Origin of the sequence: Lysinibacillus sp. NPDC095746 (genome assembly GCF_044763535.1) — a bacterium.
Lineage (GTDB): Bacteria > Bacillota > Bacilli > Bacillales_A > Planococcaceae > Lysinibacillus.
Map to the genome: position 1 here is coordinate 79,871 of NZ_JBIWGL010000019.1, position 21,205 is coordinate 101,075.

Annotated in this window: 22 protein-coding genes and 1 riboswitch; of the genes, 7 read left to right on the top strand and 15 right to left on the bottom strand. The window is 36.3% G+C overall.

Annotated elements, in window-relative coordinates:
• Nucleotides 1-77 precede the first annotated feature (77 nt).
• The 3 genes from ACIQ7N_RS15255 to ACIQ7N_RS15265 all read right to left on the bottom strand — a co-directional run bounded on the left by ACIQ7N_RS15255 (nt 78) and on the right by ACIQ7N_RS15265 (nt 2,828).
• Entirely contained in the window at nt 78-842 is a 765-nt protein-coding gene (locus tag ACIQ7N_RS15255; protein ID WP_402933515.1) for a hypothetical protein, read from the bottom strand.
• Nucleotides 843-929: 87 nt separating this feature from the next.
• On the bottom strand, nt 930-1,058 hold the full coding sequence (locus ACIQ7N_RS15260; protein WP_402933518.1) for a hypothetical protein: 129 nt from the start codon (nt 1,056-1,058) through the stop codon (nt 930-932).
• 30 nt (nt 1,059-1,088) lie between these two features.
• A riboswitch (cobalamin riboswitch) is annotated at nt 1,089-1,272 on the bottom strand.
• 86 nt (nt 1,273-1,358) lie between these two features.
• Nucleotides 1,359-2,828 carry an amidase family protein gene (locus ACIQ7N_RS15265; protein WP_402933520.1) on the bottom strand — a complete coding sequence of 490 codons (1,470 nt, stop codon included), beginning with the start codon at nt 2,826-2,828 and terminating at the stop codon, nt 1,359-1,361.
• Nucleotides 2,829-3,025: 197 nt separating this feature from the next.
• Here ACIQ7N_RS15265 and ACIQ7N_RS15270 point away from each other — a divergent pair, with 197 nt between their 5' ends.
• Both ACIQ7N_RS15270 and ACIQ7N_RS15275 read left to right on the top strand, forming a co-directional pair.
• Nucleotides 3,026-3,703, top strand: a complete 678-nt coding sequence (locus ACIQ7N_RS15270) for a hypothetical protein (protein WP_402933522.1) — start codon at nt 3,026-3,028, stop codon at nt 3,701-3,703.
• 45 nt (nt 3,704-3,748) lie between these two features.
• Nucleotides 3,749-4,171: a DUF4181 domain-containing protein gene (locus ACIQ7N_RS15275; RefSeq protein ID WP_402933524.1), complete on the top strand. Its 423-nt coding sequence runs from the start codon at nt 3,749-3,751 to the stop codon at nt 4,169-4,171.
• 106 nt (nt 4,172-4,277) lie between these two features.
• Here the strand turns inward: ACIQ7N_RS15275 and ACIQ7N_RS15280 are convergent, their stop codons facing one another.
• From ACIQ7N_RS15280 to ACIQ7N_RS15320, 9 genes are all read right to left on the bottom strand, one after another.
• Nucleotides 4,278-5,528, bottom strand: a complete 1,251-nt coding sequence (locus ACIQ7N_RS15280) for a methyl-accepting chemotaxis protein (RefSeq protein ID WP_402933527.1) — start codon at nt 5,526-5,528, stop codon at nt 4,278-4,280.
• A 232-nt stretch (nt 5,529-5,760) separates the two neighbouring features.
• A complete protein-coding gene (gene aspA / locus ACIQ7N_RS15285; protein WP_402933529.1) occupies nt 5,761-7,179 on the bottom strand; it encodes an aspartate ammonia-lyase in 1,419 nt (472 codons plus the stop codon).
• A 264-nt stretch (nt 7,180-7,443) separates the two neighbouring features.
• Nucleotides 7,444-8,073, bottom strand: a complete 630-nt coding sequence (locus tag ACIQ7N_RS15290; RefSeq protein ID WP_402933532.1) for an NAD(P)-dependent oxidoreductase — start codon at nt 8,071-8,073, stop codon at nt 7,444-7,446.
• A 76-nt stretch (nt 8,074-8,149) separates the two neighbouring features.
• Complete coding sequence (locus tag ACIQ7N_RS15295; RefSeq protein ID WP_248719009.1) at nt 8,150-8,560, bottom strand: Rrf2 family transcriptional regulator; 411 nt, start codon at nt 8,558-8,560, stop codon at nt 8,150-8,152.
• A 112-nt stretch (nt 8,561-8,672) separates the two neighbouring features.
• Nucleotides 8,673-8,879, bottom strand: coding sequence for a thymidylate synthase (locus ACIQ7N_RS15300; RefSeq protein WP_142507970.1), 207 nt, complete (start codon nt 8,877-8,879; stop codon nt 8,673-8,675).
• 373 nt (nt 8,880-9,252) lie between these two features.
• Complete coding sequence (locus ACIQ7N_RS15305) at nt 9,253-9,390, bottom strand: hypothetical protein (RefSeq protein ID WP_402933534.1); 138 nt, start codon at nt 9,388-9,390, stop codon at nt 9,253-9,255.
• Nucleotides 9,391-9,744: 354 nt separating this feature from the next.
• Entirely contained in the window at nt 9,745-9,960 is a 216-nt protein-coding gene (locus ACIQ7N_RS15310) for a hypothetical protein (RefSeq protein WP_402933535.1), read from the bottom strand.
• A gap of 634 nt (nt 9,961-10,594) precedes the next feature.
• Entirely contained in the window at nt 10,595-11,572 is a 978-nt protein-coding gene (locus ACIQ7N_RS15315) for a thymidylate synthase (RefSeq protein ID WP_402933537.1), read from the bottom strand.
• Nucleotides 11,573-11,645: 73 nt separating this feature from the next.
• The gene (locus ACIQ7N_RS15320) at nt 11,646-12,566 is read right to left on the bottom strand and encodes a hypothetical protein (RefSeq protein ID WP_402933540.1); all 921 of its coding nucleotides are present in this window, start codon (nt 12,564-12,566) and stop codon (nt 11,646-11,648) included.
• Between the two features lie 207 nt (nt 12,567-12,773).
• On the opposite strand from ACIQ7N_RS15320, the gene ACIQ7N_RS15325 reads away from it, so the two are divergent.
• The 3 genes from ACIQ7N_RS15325 (at nt 12,774) to ACIQ7N_RS15335 (ending at nt 16,004) form a co-directional block, all read left to right on the top strand.
• Entirely contained in the window at nt 12,774-14,966 is a 2,193-nt protein-coding gene (locus tag ACIQ7N_RS15325) for a sensor histidine kinase (protein WP_402933541.1), read from the top strand.
• A complete protein-coding gene (locus ACIQ7N_RS15330) occupies nt 14,959-15,585 on the top strand; it encodes a response regulator transcription factor (RefSeq protein ID WP_132358131.1) in 627 nt (208 codons plus the stop codon). Before ACIQ7N_RS15325 ends, ACIQ7N_RS15330 begins: the two co-directional genes overlap by 8 nt.
• 218 nt (nt 15,586-15,803) lie before the next feature.
• Nucleotides 15,804-16,004: a cold-shock protein gene (locus ACIQ7N_RS15335; protein WP_053592785.1), complete on the top strand. Its 201-nt coding sequence runs from the start codon at nt 15,804-15,806 to the stop codon at nt 16,002-16,004.
• Nucleotides 16,005-16,362: 358 nt separating this feature from the next.
• On the opposite strand, the gene ccsB is transcribed toward ACIQ7N_RS15335, so the two are convergent.
• Nucleotides 16,363-17,532 carry a c-type cytochrome biogenesis protein CcsB gene (ccsB, locus tag ACIQ7N_RS15340; RefSeq protein ID WP_402933544.1) on the bottom strand — a complete coding sequence of 390 codons (1,170 nt, stop codon included), beginning with the start codon at nt 17,530-17,532 and terminating at the stop codon, nt 16,363-16,365.
• A gap of 331 nt (nt 17,533-17,863) precedes the next feature.
• Between ccsB and ACIQ7N_RS15345 the strand changes: the two genes are divergently transcribed.
• Complete coding sequence (locus tag ACIQ7N_RS15345; protein WP_402933546.1) at nt 17,864-18,601, top strand: class I SAM-dependent methyltransferase; 738 nt, start codon at nt 17,864-17,866, stop codon at nt 18,599-18,601.
• A 54-nt stretch (nt 18,602-18,655) separates the two neighbouring features.
• Here ACIQ7N_RS15345 and ACIQ7N_RS15350 read toward each other — a convergent pair whose 3' ends face one another.
• Nucleotides 18,656-19,159, bottom strand: coding sequence for a GNAT family N-acetyltransferase (locus ACIQ7N_RS15350; RefSeq protein ID WP_402933548.1), 504 nt, complete (start codon nt 19,157-19,159; stop codon nt 18,656-18,658).
• Entirely contained in the window at nt 19,152-19,646 is a 495-nt protein-coding gene (locus ACIQ7N_RS15355) for a GNAT family N-acetyltransferase (protein WP_248719002.1), read from the bottom strand. Before ACIQ7N_RS15355 ends, ACIQ7N_RS15350 begins: the two co-directional genes overlap by 8 nt.
• Nucleotides 19,647-20,511: 865 nt before the next feature.
• On the opposite strand from ACIQ7N_RS15355, the gene ACIQ7N_RS15360 reads away from it, so the two are divergent.
• Nucleotides 20,512-21,066, top strand: a complete 555-nt coding sequence (locus ACIQ7N_RS15360; RefSeq protein ID WP_402933551.1) for a GNAT family N-acetyltransferase — start codon at nt 20,512-20,514, stop codon at nt 21,064-21,066.
• The last annotated feature ends 139 nt before the right edge of the window (nt 21,067-21,205 follow it).

Consider the following 21,205-nt stretch of genomic DNA (forward strand, 5'->3'; position numbering starts at 1 on the left):
CATACGAATAGTTACTCCCTCCGCGAATATTCCACCCCCATCCGCTCATATTCTCCTTCACCAAACGCGAAATCAATTTACAAAACTTGTACGGCCTTCTGTACCTGTTTGAAACTGCGATATGAAGGATTCACAACAACGTAGCTATGGGGCTTAGAGAAATTAATTAAAACCTTGCCAGGTCGACTTTTCAAAAGTTGTAAATTATCAATTAATTCCAGTAATAGTTCATGACCGTTACCACGTGGGTGCCAGTTTAAATGATATTCATTTAGTTCCTTTACAGCTTCTAAAAATTGATAATACTCGTGCTCCACGAAATTAATCAATTGTTTGTTTTTAGGAGCTACCTGTGATAAATCCTCTAAATATGTTTCATAAAAGCGCATCACTATCGAGCATAATAAATCATTGACTCGAGCAGCACTTAATATTGGCTTAGGAGCTTGGGATAGCCGCTCTAAATTTGGCTTTGCACGAGTCGAATCAATGCGTGTAATTAAATGATAATGCTCACCGTTCACCTCATAGATAATTGGATTTGTCGGCATATACATCATAAAACTATTTGTTTTTGTTTTAAGTTGATCTGTAGTATCCGCCTTTGCAAAAAGATGGCCATTAATATTGTCATTTTGAATCCAAATAATATCTTTGTTATATAAAATTTGCTCAAACAAGCGTTCATTACTAATTAGTTTGCTAGCTATTAATTGGTCGACAAGTGATTCTACAACCATTCTTGTTGCAGCTTTCTTAGTAACTTCAATGCGTGGCAGCTTACATATTTTCATATCTACATATTGCGATTCCTGTGCTGTACATACATGAATATTCGTCATATGTGCATCCTCTTTTCGTACATATTTTCAAAACGGAAGTCATCAGTAAAAAAAGGATTTCCCATTAAAGCGAGGAAATCCTTCATTCTATCCTTGTCGTTCATCATATAATGTCAAACAATCCCCAAATAAGAAAAAATTAGCACTATAGCTAATACCTCCTTTTATTTTGGGCGTTTGACGTACAGTGACGAACAGAGCATTCTGTTTTGTCAACATGCCACCTCCTATTCCTCGTAGGGTTATGGTGTGTACTCATAATAGGCAGGTATCCTGACTCATGATCATCGCTACCTTTCCCCTTCCCGTCGTTAAACAGTGGTCTATGAAAAGTCGCTCACATTTACAGTTGCGGGACAGTGTCGGATTTGCACCGACTTCCCTTTTAAGTAAATTGCACACAATTTACACCTATTACTCCAAGCTATTCAGTTGTTAAGAAACTGGAAAATACCGAATTTCTTACCCTTAATTGTAAAGTACTGTATTTTTAAAGTCAATTGAGCTGGTAGAATCTTAATACAACTTCGGAGCTTTTCGTAGTTTAGTTGCTTGCTCAAATGAAAATGCAAGTTTTATTAGTACATTCTCACTAAATGCAGTTCCTGCAAATGTTACCCCAAACGGTCTCCCATTTTTCATATACCCTGCTGGGACGGCAATAGACGGGTATCCAGCTTTCGCACTAATTGTTGAACCTATATATGATGGAAAGATAATCGCATCTAATTCATATTTTTTTAATGCATAATCGATTCCTTGCTCTTGAGAAAAATACAAATCCTCTAGTTTTGCATTTAAATAGTCAGAATCTCTTAACGTATTCGATAATTTCTCTCTCGATTCCAATTTATCCTGACCATATTTTAACGACTTTCCTTTTGATCGTTTATTAAATTGGATTAACTCAGAAATAGAATGGACAGGCATGTGGGAAGGTAGATTTATAAGGAAATTATTTAAACTATGCTTAAATTCGTATTGCGGTACTCCCCATTTCCAGTCTCTATGAAAAGAAGGGATTTCGATGCCTTCAAAAATAACGGCTCCTTGCTCTCTCAAAACTTGAATGGCATTATTAAAAAGTGTTTCGTCATATTCCACTGAGTCATAATAATCTTTTGAGGCATTATTATAAACACCAATTTTAGCACCAATTAATCCAGTTGCATCTAAAAAATTGGTGTAATCTTTATATAACTTTCGTTCACTTTTATATGTAACGACGTCGTCTTGATCTACTCCTGTTAATACGCCTAATAAAATAGCTGCATCTGTTACAGTTCTAGCCATTGGTCCTGCTGTATCTTGAGAGTATGTAAACGGAATAATGCCCTGTCGACTAATGAGCCCAACAGTTGGTTTTATGCCAACTACTGAATTTTGTATAGCTGGACTTAAAATCGAAGCGTCTGTCTCAGTTCCAATTGATAAAACAGAAAAATTTGCCGCAACTGCTACCGCTGAACCTGAGCTAGATCCTCCCACATAAAGTTCTGGATCACCATAAGGATTAAGTGTTTGTCCACCTCGAGAACTATATCCTGCCCACATCGTACTCGACATACCGTTTGCTAATTCAGTCATATTTGTTTTTCCTAAAATAACAGCCCCTGCTTCACGAAGCTTTTTTACTAAATATGCATCCTGCTTTGCTAAATAATTTTCTAATGCTATTACACCTGCACTAGTGTGCATAAAATCTTTCGTTTCGATATTATCTTTTAACACCACCGGAATTCCGTGTAGTGGACCTCTAGCCCCTTTTGTTAATCTTTCCTCATCTAATGCTTCAGCAATAAATATCGCTTCAGGATTAATTTCAAGCATAGAATTAATTTTCTGTCCACCTTGATCATACTTAGGAATTCTGTGTAAATAATACATAGTTAATTCTTTTGGTGTTATATCACCTTGTTTCATTGCTGTCTGAATATCATTTACTGACAATTCTTCTTTAAGAAAGCTATTAAAATTTATCCCCATTCATACCCCCCTTTCTTTCAATATTATACCAAAAATATAAACTTATGCCTAAGTCATTTTTAACTATTGAAGTTTCAAAGTCGTACCCTCAGGATCGTTACTTCGTATATCCCTGCCCCAGTATTTGTAAATATGTTATAATTTAAATAAATAACTAATTATTCTGTTATTTAATTCGTTTTTGTGAGGTGAAGATTTTGAAAAATTATATTTTTGCAGGAGCTTTACTGTCAACTTTCTTTTTAACAGGGTGTATAAATGAAAAAACAGAAAATGTAAATTCATCCAAACCATCAACCGATGAACAAACAGTAGAAAAAGAAATACTCGTAGCTCCAACTCCTTTAAAATTAACGCAGGAACAAAAAGAAAAGTATTACAAGGAATATATTTCTCTTGTAGAGAAAGTGAATGAAGAATATCATGAAAACTTTGAAATAGAACCTATATCAAAGTTTTCTGATGAATACTGGGTTGAAGTTAAGGATTTTAAAAAGATGCTAATAGAAAGAGTAAATGCTTCATTTACTATGTTAAAAAATAAAGATGCGTATGCTCCAACTTCAGTCCCGAAAACAGTGGAAATACATACAGGTTCAAAGCTAACAATTATTAGTTTTGAAGGCTCTTTTGAAACACAGTTAAATGCAAATACAACTGAAAGTAGGCAGTTGTTTTCAGCTATGAACTCTCTATCTTCGAAAATTGAAAATGGTAGTGGTAACTGGATCCAAAAAGGATACAAATATTCAATTAACGATGATGGTCGCTCTTATATCATTACTGTGGGTGGAAAATACTCTGAAAGTGGTGTTTCTTCTTCTCATTTAATTGATGTAAAATTTTATTGCAATAAGAATGGTGGTATTTTATAACCCACAATATTTAAGAAAAGAGCATGCCTACGAGGTGATTGAAAATTGATTAATATCGAATTTGGAATATTAATACTTTTACTAATTATGCTTGTTTTAGTAATTAGTATTTTTGGATTTGTCATTAGAAAATTGTTAGGTGTCGAGAGAAAGAAATGGTTTTCTTATCATCACCTTAACGAAAGACATAGAAAACTCGATTGGTCGTTACGATTAATTACGATTCTATTTTTAATTAGTTCGTATTATATGATAGACAATAACAAAATTGAAATTCCCTGGTATTTCAAAACATCGTTTATCATAATAGTCTTTTTAATAGCATCTGAATTATTACGAGCATTTATGGAATGGAAATACGCGGAAAATAAAAGAGATTTTGTTGCTACTATCGCAGAAATGATGTTTATTATTGGCATAGTATTTTTGACGATAACAACAGATTTTTTTGGCTTACTTAATATTTAATTTCCGGCTCTACGCTAATCAATGCACCTGATAAAAAAATGGCTATTTTGCAGAAAATTTATTCCTGCAAAATAGCCTTTATTTATGGGTAATTTATTTCTTTCAATTATTGTCCACTAAATCTCTGTGTAAGCTTTTGTAAATTTTCAGCTTGTACACATAAGTCTTGCGACACCACCATGTTGACCGCTTGCATAGAGGCACTTTGCTCATCAACAGACTGCAGAATGACCCCTGTATAATTAGACAAACTATCCATTTCGTTAGCGATTGTCGATACTAAATTTGTAACCTCATTCGCACTACCTGTAAGCTCTTCTGCTGTTGCGGAAATATCCTCTAACTGGTTCGTCATTTTGCTAACATGCTGAGAAATCGTACCGAATGACTTTGTAGCCTCATCAATGACATAAACACCCTGTTGAACATTTTTCAAGTCCTCTTCGACAGAGGTAGCTACTTGTTTTGTATCGCTTTCTATTCCAACTACAAGCTCGACAATTTGAATAGCCGAATGCTTAGATTGCTCTGCCAATTTTCGAACTTCCTCTGCTACTACTGCAAAGCCTTTACCATGCTCGCCAGCACGCGCTGCTTCAATTGCTGCATTTAATGCTAGCAAATTTGTTTGATCAGTAATAGCCGTAATCATATCTGTCATAGACTTGATATCAGTCATTTTGCTTGATAATTGCTGCATTAATTCACTTGTTTTTTCAGTAGAAGTTGAAATAAACTCCATTTGATTTTTAGCTACGTGTAAAATTTCCGCACCATTGCCTGCGATGTCATTTGCTTCTTTTGCATGATCAAATACATCTTGCGTTGCCACAGTAATACGTTCAATGCCATCTGCGGTTTCTTGCATAGCAATCGCACTTTCATTTGCAGATTGTGCTGCTTTCTTAAGACCCTCAGTCGTATTCTCCATTTGTGAATCAACTTCGTTAACTGCATCTGTAATTTCATTTGTACTTGCTGATAGCTCCTCTATGCTCGCTGATAAATCTGTAGAACTACTTGCAATTTTTTGTGTCATTGTATGTAATTGTTCCTTCATCTTTAAAAACGCTTTAGCTAAGTCTGATACCTCATCATTGGAATTAATTTCAATCGGAGCAGTACTTAAATTTCCATCAGCAATTGCTTGAGCGGATTCAGCTAATTGATTAATAGGCTTAATAATTTTAAATTTCACATAGAAAATACACGATAATGTCATAGTAATTCCTATTACTGTTAATAAAGTGGATAGCCATTTTAATGAAGTTACATTTGCTAGGTCTATAATTAAAATAACACCCATAAGAACATTTAAAGTAGAAAAGCAAATTATACTTCTTTTCCGTAAAGTCATACTAAATTCCTCCAACTATAATATTATTCCAACGTAGTTATTATAGTTTAATTTTACTGAAATTCATAGAAAAAAGACCAACTTTTGTAAGGTAAATGATATAGAAAAGTGAAAGTTCTTTCGCAGCATCTAAAAACCGTCGTTACTCAACGTATGATCTAAAAGTATGACTCCTTCAAATTTTTTAAAACATAAAAGCACTTTGCTTTAGCCAAAGTGCTTTCATAATAAATTATTTTAATTTCATAATACTTGATCCAGCAATACCAGGATGTGTCATCTCATAAGGATCCAAAATCAAATCTAATTGTTCTTTCGTTAGTACGCCTTCTTCAATGCAAAGTTCACGAATTGAACGACCAGATAAAATTGCTTCACGCGCAATTCGTGCAGCTACCTCATAGCCAATATGCGGGTTTACTGCTGTTAACACACCAACACTTTTTTCCACATATTCTTTCATGCGGTCTTCATTTGCTTCAATATCCTTCAAGCAATTTTGTGTAAATGCTCGGAACACATTATTCATAATGCTAATAGATTGAATTAAGTTAAAGACTAGCACAGGCTCCATAACGTTTAATTCTAATTGTCCTGCTTCAGAAGCTAAAGAAATTGTATGGTCATTACCAATTACTTGGAATGCTACTTGGTTAAGAACCTCTGGCATAACAGGATTTACTTTCCCTGGCATAATAGAAGATCCAGGTTGACGAGCTGGTAAAATGATTTCCCCTAGACCCGCACGTGGACCGGATGCCATTAAACGAAGGTCATTAGCAATTTTCGACATATTAATCATACAGATTTTTAATGCGCCTGATACTTCTGTATAAGCATCTGTATTTTGTGTTGCATCCACAAGGTGTGTAGCGCCTTTAAGCGGCAATCCTGAAATTTCAGCAAGATGTACATCTACTGATTGAATATAGTCAGGAAATGCATTTAATCCTGTACCAACAGCTGTTGCTCCCATATTTACATCATATAAATTGGGGCGAGTTTGACGAATACGCGCAATATCACGAGTGATAACACGGCAATATGCTTCAAATTCTTGTCCTAATCGAATCGGTACAGCGTCTTGTAAATGCGTACGACCCATTTTAATAACATGCGCGAATTGCTCCGCTTTTTGATGGAACACTGCTTGCATGTTTTCCATTGTAAGAAGTAGTTCATCTATCAAATTCAACACAGCAATATGAATTGCTGTTGGGAAAGCATCGTTTGTTGATTGTGACATATTAACATGGCTGTTTGGGCTAATTGATTTGTAGTCCCCTTTTTCTTTGCCCAAAATCTCTAAGGCACGGTTAGCAATAACCTCGTTGGCATTCATATTAATAGATGTACCAGCTCCACCTTGGATTGGGTCAACGATAAATTCAGCATCCCATTCGCCATCAATAACTTCTTGTGCAGCCTCGACAATTGCATCCCCGATTTCTGTTGAAAGTAGGTGTACTTCCATATTACTCAAAGCAGCTGCTTTTTTTACAATACCCATTGCTTTAATAAGAGCAGGGTGAATTGTATAACCTGTAATCGGGAAGTTTTCAGTAGCACGAAGCGTTTGAATCCCGTAATAAGCATTGCTTGGTAATACACGTTCACCTAAAAAGTCTTTTTCTATACGTTGTATGGACATAATTGTCGTCTCCTTTTATGTAATACTCACACTTGATAGTAGCTAATTAATGCAGTATTGTAAACAGTCATTTGTCTGGAAAATGAAAATTTCACAAACTAAGTGTTACTATTAACATTAATGACCAGTAAATACAGCTTATAAAAGAAGATTTGATGAAGAGATTAAGCAATTGAACATTACGTTGTAGACATCATTCAGACTAAGTAAAGATTTCAAGCGAGTTGACACAAACTAGTCAACTCGCTTGAAAATTGCGCATCGTTATTGATTAGAAGAAACTGTAAAACGGCTGTTAACATGCTGCGGATTTTCAATTTCATCTAATACCGCAACAGCATAATCTGCATAGCTAACATAACTTTCACCAGCAGCATTTACTAATAAATGATCTTCCCCAGTTGTATAACTACCTGTACGTGGACCTTCTGGATCAAAGAAAGCAGAAGGGCTTAAAAATGTCCAAGTAATAGTTGATTGTTGTAAGTCACGTAAATTTTCACCTTGGTTTTTAGCTGTAGCATAAAACATTTCCGGAAAATCTGGTGTATCCATTACTCGAACAGTTTTTTCTGGATCTACAAAAAGACTACCCGCACCACCGACAACAAATAATTTAGTAGGAATACCAGTAAAAATATCAATTAAATGACGGCCAGTTTTCACATGTAATTCCTCCTGACCAAAAGGAGCCCCAAATGCATTTACGACTACGTCAAAGCCTTCCACATCTTCTTGGGCTAATGCCAATACATCCTTTTCAATTACTGGTATATTTGCTGTTATTTTTGAAGCTGAACGAACAATCGCAGTGACATCATGACCACGTCGTAGTGCCTCCTCTACAATTTTTTGCCCTGCTTTCCCTGCTGCACCAATTACCGCTATTTTCATACTTATAATTCCTCCTATTTTTCATTTGTAACTATTTAAGTTACAGGTCGGATACAAAAGACCGACTTCGTTGATTTTAACGAAGTTGATCTAGCACATCCTGTAAAGTTTGTGCTTGTAGTTGTTCTTCCATTGCATGCCAAACAGATGTATAAACACCCTCCAATGTCCGTTGGATTTTTCGACCAACCGCACATGCTGGATTTGGCTCATCATGAATCGCAAAAAGCTGCTCTGGTCCATCAATCGCATGGTAAATGGCTAATAGCGTTAAATCTTTTGGCTCCACTAATAGATCATAGCCTGCAATTCCTGGTTGTGACGAAAGCAAGCCTGCTTTTTTAAGCACCCCAATCATTCGTCGCACGACAACTGGATTTGTATTCACACTACCTGCGATGAAATCAGACGTCAGCTGGCTTTTATCAGATGTTGTTGCAATGAGCGAAAGTATATGGATCGCTACCGAATATCGACTGTTCACCATATGTATCACCACCTGTTGTAACTATTATAGTTACAGGATTAAATAAAAACAAGCAAATTGCTCTATTTGCACCTGTATTTATTTTTTACCGTTATCAGAGTATTATACGATATTATAACTGCTTTACGTAAATAACTAATTCTTGTCGTATTTCCCCATCTTCCTCATAAAAGTCTAAGTTATGAAATTCATACTTAAAATGACCAACTGGAAACGTCACACTTTCTCCTTGTGCCGCAGCCAATATACCCGCAACATCGTGTGACACCATTTGCAAAAGCTCTGTACCTAAAACCGAATCTACAAAGATCACGTTCATAATAAAACACCTCCTCAGCTATTATAGCTTAGAAGGCGCTTACATTTATAGTCTTTCTTTATAAGGTTTCAGGCGAATTTCCTCAACGACTTGCATCATTTTATGTATTTGCTCCTGCGTTAATTTTGTAGAGATGTGTGGTAGCTCATGTTGAAGAGTAAATTCCTCTTGTTGTTGAGGAGTATTGGTCAGCAATTTCGTCCTTAAACACTGCTCGCACCCTCTTCCATCTATTTGAAAAATCAACGATCTCCTCACATCATTCACCTCTAAATTTTTATTAGGACTTCCAGATTAAAACTTATATCGGTAAAATTTTCATGAATTTAAATATCCTACTTATAAAGTGCTTAGGGATTTAGCTTAAAATAAATTAAGGCTCTTTCTTTTGGCGGTAGTATCCTGCTATTTGATAGTTCTTTCCGTCGCTTCGACTCTTCTTACCATCACTCTGATCTCTTTCCTTCGCTTGGCCTCTGCTTTCCGTCGCTCGGCTGGTTCTTTCCGTCACTTCGACCCTTCTATCCGTCGTTTGGGCCATTCTATCCACGACTTCGGCTCTTCTATCCACGATTCTATTGGTTCTATCCACGATTCTATTGGTTCTATCCACGACTTCAACTCTTCTATCTATCACATTGCACTTTCTTTTCGTGATTCTGATCTATTTCCGTCGCTCGGCCTCTGCTTTCCGTCACTTCGGCCCTTCTATCCGTCGTTTGGGCCATTCTTTCCGTCGCTCCGATCTCTTTCCGTCACTCGGCTGCTTCTTTCCGTCACTTCGACTCTTCTATCCGTCGTTTGGGCCATTCTATCCACGACTTCGGCTCTTCTATCTATCACATTGCACTTTCTTTTCGTGACTCTAATCTCTTTCCGTCGCTCGGCATCTGCTTTCCGTCACTCGGCTGCTTCTTTCCGTCACTTCGGCCCTTCTATCCGTCGTTTGGGCCATTCTTTCCGTCACTCTGATCTCTTTCCGTCGCTCGACTTCCGTCACTTCGACTCTTCTATCCGTCGTTTGGGCCATTCTATCCACGACTTCGGCTCTTCTATCCACGATTCTATTGGTTCTATCCACGACTTCAACTCTTCTATCTATCACATTGCACTTTCTTTTCGTGACTCTGATCTCTTTCCGTCGCTCGGCATCTGCTTTCCGTCACTTCGGCCCTTCTATCCGTCGTTTGGGCCATTCTTTCCGTCGCTCTGATCTCTTTCCGTCACTCGGCTTCTGCTTTCCGTCGCTCGGCTGGTTCTTTCCGTCGCTTCGACTCTTCTTTCCGTCGCTTCGTCTCTTCTTTCCGTCGTTTGGGCCATTCTTTCCGTCGCTCTGATCTCTTTCCGTCGCTCGGCCTCTGCTTTCCGTCACTCGGCCGGCTCTTCCCATCACTTCGCCTCCGCTTCCTTCGCTCTGATCTCCATCCATCACTTCACCTCCGCTATCCGACGCTCTGATCTCTTCACGTCACCCCGCCTCCGCTATCCGTCACTCTGATCTCTACCATCACTCCGACTCTTATATCCGTCACCCCTGATTCCTTCCCATCACTCCGCCTCCGCTATCCGCACTCTGATCTGGTTCCCGTCACTTCGCCTCTACTTCCCTTCACGCTAGCTCTATTCCTCACTCCGCCAGTTCTTCCGTCGCCCCACCACGCTTCGTATTTAGTTTGTTTAAAAAAAACAGCAACCTAGACGGCTGCTGCTTTAGTTTAAACGGCAATTGGAGCTTTAATTGTCGGGTGTGGATCATAGCCCTCAATGGAAAGATCTTCGAGTTCTATGTCAAAGATTGACGTTTTATTTGGATTAATTTTTAAGGTTGGTAGGTCCTTAGGCTCGCGCGAAAGCTGTTCTTTTACTTGCTCCATGTGATTTAAATATATATGAGCATCCCCAATGCTATGAATAAATTCGCCAACTTCTAAACCACATTCATGTGCAATTAAATGTGTCAGTAATGCATATGAGGCAATATTAAATGGACAGCCTAATAATGTATCAAGGCTTCTTTGCATTAGCTGACAGCTTAATTTTCCATTTGCGACATAAAATTGGAACATCACGTGACAAGGAGGTAAGGCGGCTTTACTACCTTTTGCTCCTGCATTGATAACATCTTCTGGATTCCACGCATTGACAATAATGCGTCGTGAATCGGGATTGTGTTTGATTTGATTGATTACATCTTGTAATTGATCGATGCTTTCCCCAGTTGATGTTGTCCAATTACGCCATTGTTTGCCATAAACATTCCCTAGTTCTCCGTATTTACGTGCAAAGTCATCGTCTGTTAAAACGCGCTCACAAAATGAGGCTAACTCTTTTTTGTAGTCTGCATTGAAAGACTCGTCCACTAAGCAACGGCGGCCAAAGTCTGTCATGTCAGGACCTGAATATTCATCGGACTCAACCCATTTTTTAAAAGCCCACTCGTCCCAAATATGATTATTATTTTGCAGTAAATAACGAATATTTGTGTCCCCTTTTATGAACCAAAGCAGCTCACTTGCTACAAGTTTAAATGGTACACGTTTAGTCGTTAAAAGAGGAAAACCCTCGCTTAAATCAAATCGCATTTGATAGCCAAATACACTATATGTACCAGTACCTGTTCGATCTTCCCTTTTAACGCCACTCTCTAATATATGTTGTAGTAAATTTAAGTACGCGATTTCTGGATGCGCCATGTTAATCAACAGCTCCTTCATGTATGCTGTTGACCATTATAACATCTAGGACGTCCAAATATAAAAACAATATTTACATATCAGAGCCAAAGAAATTGTTTTCTAGCTCTTTTGCGATTTCACGCTCAATTGTGAAAAAAAACGTTGGTAATAAAATAATATTAAATAAAATAGGAACGATAATCAGTAAAAGATCTATCCCTGGAGTAAAATAGACACTAAATGCAGTCAATAATCCTGACATGACTAGAAATATAATTTGCACACCGATAATCATTAACGGAATGATTTGGTACATATAGTTAAGTTTTCGGAACTGATGCATGTTTTCTGGATCTTCTATAATTTTCTTTTTTAAACGTCTTGATAAAAATATACAGGCGAAAAGCTGTGCAATAATAAAGCTAAAATAAATAACACTATGTAGAACCATTTGCCCTTTCATAACCGTGCCATTAAAATGTCCGACCCGCTGCTGTAGCAGGTTGTTAACCGCTCCCTCGTAAACATATTCCTGCTTACTAAAATAAGTGGGCGGTTCCACAAAGCCGAGCGTTGCCCAATCCTTTGAGTTGGCTTCCCAGTCGATTAATTTGCTTGCCAAAATGCGTAATTGAATAGCATCATTTTCACCAAACATCCCTACTAAAAAAGTATAGGGTATCGCTACCTTCATTTGCCCATTGTGTTTTTCATTAATTAAATCTTTAATGGAAAAAGTATACGTAACATCTGTCTGGTGAGCTTCATAACGAGCATCCCCGATCTTCCAATGACTTTCTAAGGAAGATTCAATATTATTCTTCATCTCAGCATACGGCGTATCTTTATGTAAATGCTTAGGAATTTTATAGACAAAACGATTGTCACCCCCAATAATGCACACATCAACTTTCACCGCATCATTCTCAAGGTCCTTAGCGATTATTGTCATCGGGTACGACATTATGCCGACTAGAAAAAAAAGGATTATTGGCAATCCTTTCTTTTTCATGCAACGCTCCTCCTTTTCGTCACATATGCTAGATTTAAACTATCATAGGCAACACCGAAAAAACTACTTCGTTTTTCCGAAAAGGCAATAGTGGTTTTCCGAAACTCCTTATTTCGGTATTCCAAAATTACCAAAAATTATGGATAATAAATAGTAATTAAGATTGAAATGGGGTCATATTATCATGCAAATAATTGAGAGAAAACGATGAGTAAATGGACTTATAGTATTTTCATAACCTACCTACTACTAGGTATTTATGTGCTCATAGTGGCAATGCGAATCCCTTTACTTGGTATTTTAGTGGACACAACTAGCCAAAAACCAATCATAACTGAGTTCTATTACCCAACATGGGCACAGCAAAATAACATTGAAAAAGGCGATATGGTACTGACAATTGATGGTATTCCTGCAGAAAATATTCGTTCAATCCAACTCGATTCAATCGTTAGAAGTGCTAAGGAATTAACGTTTATGAAGACGAATGGTGAATTTCATTCGGTTAAAGCTAAGCATAAAGATAATCCGGAAGAATTTTATTTGCAAATTATTTTTCCACTGTTTTATTTTGTCCTATCTTTAGGTGTTGCCATCTATTTATGGCAAAAAAATAAAGATAATCAACTAACTAGTCTACTAACATTATTTTTATTAACTTGTTCTTTGACCTATATAAGTTGCGGGGCCTCGAGTAGAGGAAATTTAATTGGAGAAGCAGTAATAAGTATTGGTATCGTATTATGCATATTACTTTTTATTCACTTTTTACAATTTTACTTCCGATACCTACATCTAGAATGGCCGTACCTCAATACCAAATGGCTTTATTTATTACTACTAATTATACCTTGCTGTAATTTCATAATGAGAATGAATTCTGATTTTCGGGTAATAACAGCATTAATTTATTTAACGATATTTGCTGTTCTTGTTCTCTATGCCATCTATATTTTACTAACGAGTTATTTACGAACTAAGCTGGCAAAAATCCGTCTGATCACCATTGCATTTATTACGCCTTTTTTGCCATTTTTACTATTATTCGTTATACCCGAAATTTTAGGTCAAAACCCTATTTTACATGCCGAGGTAGCTGCATTATTTTTATTGTTTATTCCTTTTTCTTTTATTTTCATTCAAGTGAACGAACGATTATTCGATATTGAATATCAATTATCTCGTTTGCGCTATTATTCAACACTTGCTTTTTTCAGTGCATTAATCTTAACAACAGGCATTTCCATATTGATTATTGACACATTATCGATTATTCAAATTACGAGCGTCTTTATCCTTATATTCCTCGTTATCATTGCTAGTTTTTATATAAAGGAGCAGCTTGATTTTAAGTATCGAAAGATTATTTTTTCATCTACTGGTAATTATGTACATAATTTATATGCTGCCGTTAATCGTATGGGTAAGGCAAAAGATCAGCAAGAATTACTAGAGCAATTCAAATATGAGATAACAGAAAAGCTTGGTACTACAGCTTTTACGATTACAACAATAACTGATGATACGCCATTCTCTCGCGGTGAAGTCAACTTAGTGGATAACATGACGCACCTGTTATTACATGATTCAGGTGAAGAGAAAATCATGTTAACCATTCGACATGCATTACAAAAAGAGGAGCTTCTTTGGTTAGAGTTACTTGCGCTCTATGTTTCAATGTTTATTGATAATTTAAAGCTCATTGAAGATTTAATAAGTGAAATACGGCTTATGAAGGATAGCAATGATACTCAGCTTCCTTGGCTCGATAAGTTATTATGGAATATCATTGAAAAGGAAAAAAGTATTTTAGCGCAAGAATTACATGACACTATATTACAGGAACAACTTCATTTAGGGAGAGAGTTAGATGTCATTGCTAGTGCGCCTATTATCAATAAAGAAAAGATATTAGATATTCGAGAGCAATTGCTAAATGCTTCGAAGGATTTACGAGAGTATTGTGAGAATTTAAGCCCTCCATTACTGGATACATTTGGGCTACAAATCGCCTTAAAAAAACTCATTCAAAAAGTAAAAATACGTGCCGATTTTTTATTAAACGCCCAAATAGAACGCGTCCAATTTCAGGATGCAACCTTACATTTAGTTGTCTATCGACTTGTGCAGGAGCTTTTAAATAATGCCATTAAGCATGCTGAGGCAACTGAAGTATCACTAAAACTACAAGTGATCAATCGCGGCTTTACCCTTCAATACGAAGATAATGGTATTGGCTGCGATATTGAAGATTTAATGCAATCTTCCGCTTCAATGGGCATTAACGGAATTCGAGAACGAGTCCGTGCTTTTAATGGCGACATCACGATAACCTCCAGTCAAAATGAAGGAATGCAAATTTTTATTCAAATACAAGAGGACGTGGAATCATATGATTGATATTCTTATTGTAGATGACCATCCTGTCGTTTTAGATGGTACGAAAACATTATTACAGGATTTAACAAATGTCCAAATAGACACAGAGCAGGATAGTGCCGCTGTTCTGTCTAGAATGGACGCTCAAGCTTTTCAATTATTTTTAATCGATATAAATATGAAGCCCGTCAACGGTATCCAGCTTTCGGAAATGATTAAGAAAAAGCAACCAGAAGCACTGATTATACTCTACACAGGCTATGAGCTTTCCGATTATTACGAATTACTAATTGAAAAAAAGGTCGATGGATTATTATCAAAGCTTGCCACGAAACAGCAAGTTATTCAAACCATTGAAGCAGCACTAAGAGGCGAGATCCTGCTAGCAGCTGATTTTTTAGATTTTGTACAGCAGCGCATCAATTTACCAAATATGCAGCAAGAGATTTTACTAAGCGACAAGGAGCAAGAAATATTACAGCTTGTCGCACAAGGTTGTACGAATAAAGCAATTGCTTCAGCTATTGGGGTCACGCAGCGCACTGTTGAAAACTATTTATCCAAACTTTTTGTCAAACTAAACGTAGAATCACGTGCTGAGGCAGTCATTGTTGCTAAAGAGAAGGCGTGGATCAACTAATTATATTGAAAATAGCTTTAATGTAAATTTTTTCTTACAAAAAGCGGAATATACTGGATAAATATTGGGTACTGTTATATAATAAAAACAATAATTACATTACTTCATCTTAGCCGTTAAAATCACGTATTCAAAAGTAATACGAGCTTTTGAATACGTGATTTTTTGCAAGTGATCGAAGCAATATGATTGTTTAATTTTTTTGGGAGGTTGTTCACATGACACAAGGTACAGTAAAATGGTTTAACGCGGAAAAAGGTTTTGGCTTTATCGAGGTAGAAGGTGGAAATGATGTATTCGTACACTTCTCTGCCATTCAATCAGATGGCTTTAAAACTTTAGAAGAAGGCCAAAAAGTAGAATTTGGCGTTGAAGAAGGAAACCGCGGACCACAAGCAACTAATGTTGTAAAGCTTTAATTTTAGCTTTAGAATAAACAGTGCAAAATCCAAGAGACATCCAAATTATGGATGTCTCTTTTTTACGGTTATTTTATTTGTACAGCTTCAAATTTGAAAGATCGTATATCATAGTCAACGTTCCAAAATGCAGAAAGAATTAGCCCTTATACAAGGCAGGCATATCTCCCTAATACGCTATCCACTTATATGAAAGCTAAAATAGCACAATCGTTGCTACAGACAATTCCATGTACAAGTAATGCGAAATATTGACCTTCCGCCCCTGTGAGACTCACAATGCTTAATCTTGTATTTCATGAGAAATACAGAACATTAGCCCATTCAACATATTCACTACATTCCATTTACAACATCCTTACGCGTAAGAATGTAAACCTGCAATGATTAAATTTACAAATACTTGATTAAACACGATAATGCCAAAGCCAATAATCGCTAACCAAGCTGTCCTTTCCCCTTCCCAGCCTTTGGAAAGACGGAAATGAAGGAACGCTGCATAAAATAAAAATGTAATAAGTGCCCATACTTCTTTAGGGTCCCAGCCCCAATACCTACTCCAGGCAATTTGTGCCCAAATCATGGCAAACAAAAGTCCACCTAAAGCAAACAGTGGAAAACCTATCACAACAGCTCGATATGTAATTTCATCCATTAATGTGGGTTGTACACGATTTGTTAATGGCTTTAATAAAACAATTAACGGTTTTCTCGTAATGAGGAAAATCACTGCATATAAAATTGTACCGGCGATAAATGCCCATACGATTGAATTTAATTTCTTCGCATCTACCTTATTTGTAATCTGTAATAGGCCGACCTGATCCCCACTAGTTGTTACTGCATCTTTATTGACAATTAGCGGTGTCATCGTATAAACGGCAGTTTCTTTCTTTTCTAGCTTATTTTCAAATTGAACCTCGACTTTATCTACCGCTATGTCACAATATGTGGCAACAATTATAAAGCCAATCACAACAACTAAATAATACAGAACAATTTCTAAGAAGAGTGCACTAAGCGAGAATTTAGAAACATCTAATGTTCTTAATAAATAAATAATACCAGTTGCAAACGAAATCGATAAAATAGCACTTGAAAATGCAACTGTCATAACATGAATCGTTAACCAATTGCTTTGCAGTGATGGAACAAGTGGTGAAACCGTTTTTGTAAAAACGCTTCCATAACCGATAATAATTAATGACACAGGGATGGTAAACAAACCGACAACAATTTGCTTATATAAAAAATGAATGATTAAATAGCTACCAGTTAGCATGATACCAAAGAACGTCATAAACTCATACATATTACTTACAGGTGCATGATCAACAGCAAGCCACCTTAATATGAAATACACTAGTTGTAAAGCAAAAGCAATATATGTAAGTAGAAGCCCGACTTTTCCAAACATTTTTCCTTTTGATTTTACGGCAAGTCCAATCGGTATAATAGCGATTAGTAGTAAAATAAATGCCACGAACAATGAATTACTACTTAAACTTAATAAAGATTCTTTACTCAATACAACATCCTCCAATGTATTTTTTGGGAAACCGCATAATTACTCCCAATAAAAATAACGTGATTCATGAAAATAAGTGCCATCATTCCCCTTTAAATAATATTATTTTTCGGAATTGTTACATTTTTGTGGCGAAAATACAGAAAAGACTTCTTCATATCAAAAAAACCATCTATACAATCCGATAGATGGGAAATTACAAAAGTTGGCATCATTCTACCTACATCTTACTAAAAATTGAAATAATAGTCTATTTCTTTTTTGGTTAATATGTGACAATAAATATGCGCAAATGTTACATAACGTTATGTGAGACAAGTGGAGGTATACCATGAAACAAAATATATATGACCATCCGGAATTTTTCCATCAATATAAAAAGCACCGTCAAGCACCGTATAACTACAATAACTTGCTTGAACAACCAGCGTTAAAATCCTTACTTCCTAATTTAACTAATTTACAGATACTTGATATCGGCTGCGGAATGGGACAATTTGCATACTATTGTATAGAAAATAACGCACAGCATGTAACAGCTATTGATGTTTCAAAAAATATGCTGGCAATCGCTCAATGTGAACATGCTCATCCGCATATAGACTATTATTTGCGAGCGATAGAAGATTATCAGGCAGCTCCTGACAGCTTTGATTGTATAACAAGCTCTCTTTCCTTACATTATATAAAGGATTTTAGTGCAGTCATTGGTAAAATCGCTAGAATGCTTCGTCCTGGTAGCATTTTTATTTTTTCTGTAGAGCATCCGATTGTTACTGCTCGTAAAACAACGGAGGATAATTGGCTTTATGATGACAGCGGCAATAGGAGCCATTACGCAATTGACAATTACCATGATGAAGGTTTGCGTGAGCGGCCATGGCTTGTGGATGGTGTTGTTAAATATCACCGTAGCATTTCCACAATCATCAATACATTGATTGAACATGAATTAACAATAGAAAAAATGCTAGAGCCGATTCCTGATTCAGAGGCTGTTGAAAAACTGCCTTCCTTAGAAAAAGAGCATCGTAGCCCTTCTTTTTTATTAATAAGAGCAAGAAAATAACTTTTCAAGTCTCGTAGCCGTAACTCTACTACGAGACTTGCCTCTATCTATTCTTTACTTAAAATTCACAAAAATAATTTCTGGGTCACCATCATCTAAGTTTTCAATATACCCACTTTTTATAAATCCCGCCATTTCAAATACCTTTTGCATACTAGTATTTGATTGGTTAGTAGAAGAAAAGATTTTTGGAGTGGCTGCCATTTCCACATAAAAGTTTAATAATGTTGTGGCAATGCCCTTTCTTCTCTCAGTTGGTTTGACAATCACTAATGAGATGAAGCTATTGTCAAAAAAATCATTTGTAAAAATGAGAAAACCCGCAATACCTTTTTCAGTTTGTTGAATGATACATCGCTTTTCATTAATAGCTGTAAGCAAATAGTCCCTTCGCGAAAAATCTCCAATTACTTCTTGATCAATTGCACAAATTTCATCGAAATGCTCTATACGCGCTTCCAGCAAGTCTGTCATTCTGTCCCTCATTTCTTTTATATATGAGAAATTTTTTAAATTAATTAGATTCCTTCCTCTTACAAGTACAGCATTTTTAATCAAGCGTGTCTCTACTATTTTTACTTATGTAATAACTCATCACTTTAATCTCAGCCCTAAACCCCTTTGCCAGCCTTCCTTCATCGACAAATCCGCATTTTTTATAAAGTGATTGTGCGGCAGTATTCGGCAAATTAACCCCTAGCACAAGCTCATTGATATAAGGAAAATGCGTCAAAACAAAGTCCGGCAAAAGTTGTAATGCTGCTTTCGCATAGCCTTTCCCTTGTTCATAAAAGTCTGTCGAAAAGGCACGGATTAAAATCGCCTGTTCGTTAGAGGAATATGGCTTGACACCCTCATGTTCATGCAATACAAAAAATGTCACAAGCCTGTCTTCATCTAATACAAGAACGGCATGACGATTTTCATCCTGCATCACTAGTTCAATGCTCTCTTTCGGAGACATCGTATAGCGAAGCTGCTCCTCTGTAATCGTATATCGTTCAATTAAATGCTCATCTTTTTCTTCATAAAATTTTAATCTCATGAAAGCTCTCCTTTACATCTTTAATCCTAGTAATCTACCTCATTAATCTCCCCTTCAAAAATACGCTCTTAGTTCTGTTCCAACACGTTTATGGGAGATTTTACCCTATAATAAATGACAAATATAATGTATTCTAACATGATTTACAATTTTATTGTGAGAGTAGGTGTAAATTAAGAGAGAGCTTTAAAGCGAAAATGGAATACAATTGGTCAGGCTTATGTTGTCGGCTCTACAGCGTATGATTTACTCGTAGATCGATATCGAAACTAGTGGACGAAAAGGTCCTTTATATCAAGGAATTTAATATCGTTAATGAACGACTTCTTAACAATAGTGAGTCGAAAGAAGAACTACTTAAGAATCTCTATTAGATTGAGAGACTTGGTGCATAGACATTTTCTAAATTGGAAGTGATAGCCAAACACATTAGCGCCCTACTAGCAAAGCAATAATTAATAGATTCATCACTAAAAGTTAGAGATTACATTTATTCACGCTAATTAGAATGAAGACTAGGCTACTCCTTGAGAACAGATCTTAGCGTCACAGTAAGACCGCTGTAGCGAAGCAAATGTTTTCTGTGCAAAAGTTAAATGCTAACCCAGCGTCAGCTACAATGTTTTGCCTATGCGAAAGCGCAGCGTCAGCACAAAGCACCAGTTGGAACGGAAATCCACATGATGGTGATGAGCATTTAAAAACAATTGTTTCTACTAATTACCAAAAATGCTACTATAATGATAGCTAAACTAAAGGAGTTGGGCATATGAGCGCAGAGATTGCAGTAGATGTTTTGTTTATACACCAAATAATCCAAGGGATGTAAACTCTAACTGCAGCCCTTGAACAAGGGAGAAAACAAATGGAAAATTATTTTAATGAATTTCTTACAGGACAATCTATTACTTTACAGCAAATGACTTCTTCGGACTTGGAGGCATTTGTAAAAATCGAAAGTGAAAAAAATACGTTGTTACTTGCCAATGACGATATTCCCTTTCCAAACACCTTTGAGGATCACGCTTCATTCTTTCAAAGTATTAGTGGAAAAAAAGAGGAGTTTATTTTCGGTATATTCGAAAAGTCTTCAAATGAGCTTATCGGCTCCTGTGGCGTCTATGGAATCAACTGGAAAAACAGTACTTGCTTTGTAGGTATCTCAATTGGCGAGCAATGGCACGGCAAAGGGCTTGGAACCGATGCTATGAAAACTCTTATTCATTTTATTTTTAATTATATTTCCATTAATAAAATTAAGCTTCAAGTTTTCAGCTTTAATAAAGGAGCAATTCGTTCCTATGAAAAATGCGGCTTTACAAAAGAAGGCTCTCTACGCAATGAGATTTTCCGCTTCGGTCAATTTCATGATGTAATTTTATTTGGTCTATTACGAGAAGAATGGAATCAAATAGGATAATAGTTGTTGCAAATATTTTGTTTTCTCGGTAAATTAAGAATATTCCACAATAAAATGAACCAAGAGGCCGAAATGGATCCTTTATAAAGTCGAATAATCTCTAAATTCACACAACACGATAACTAGAAAAACCGGACTA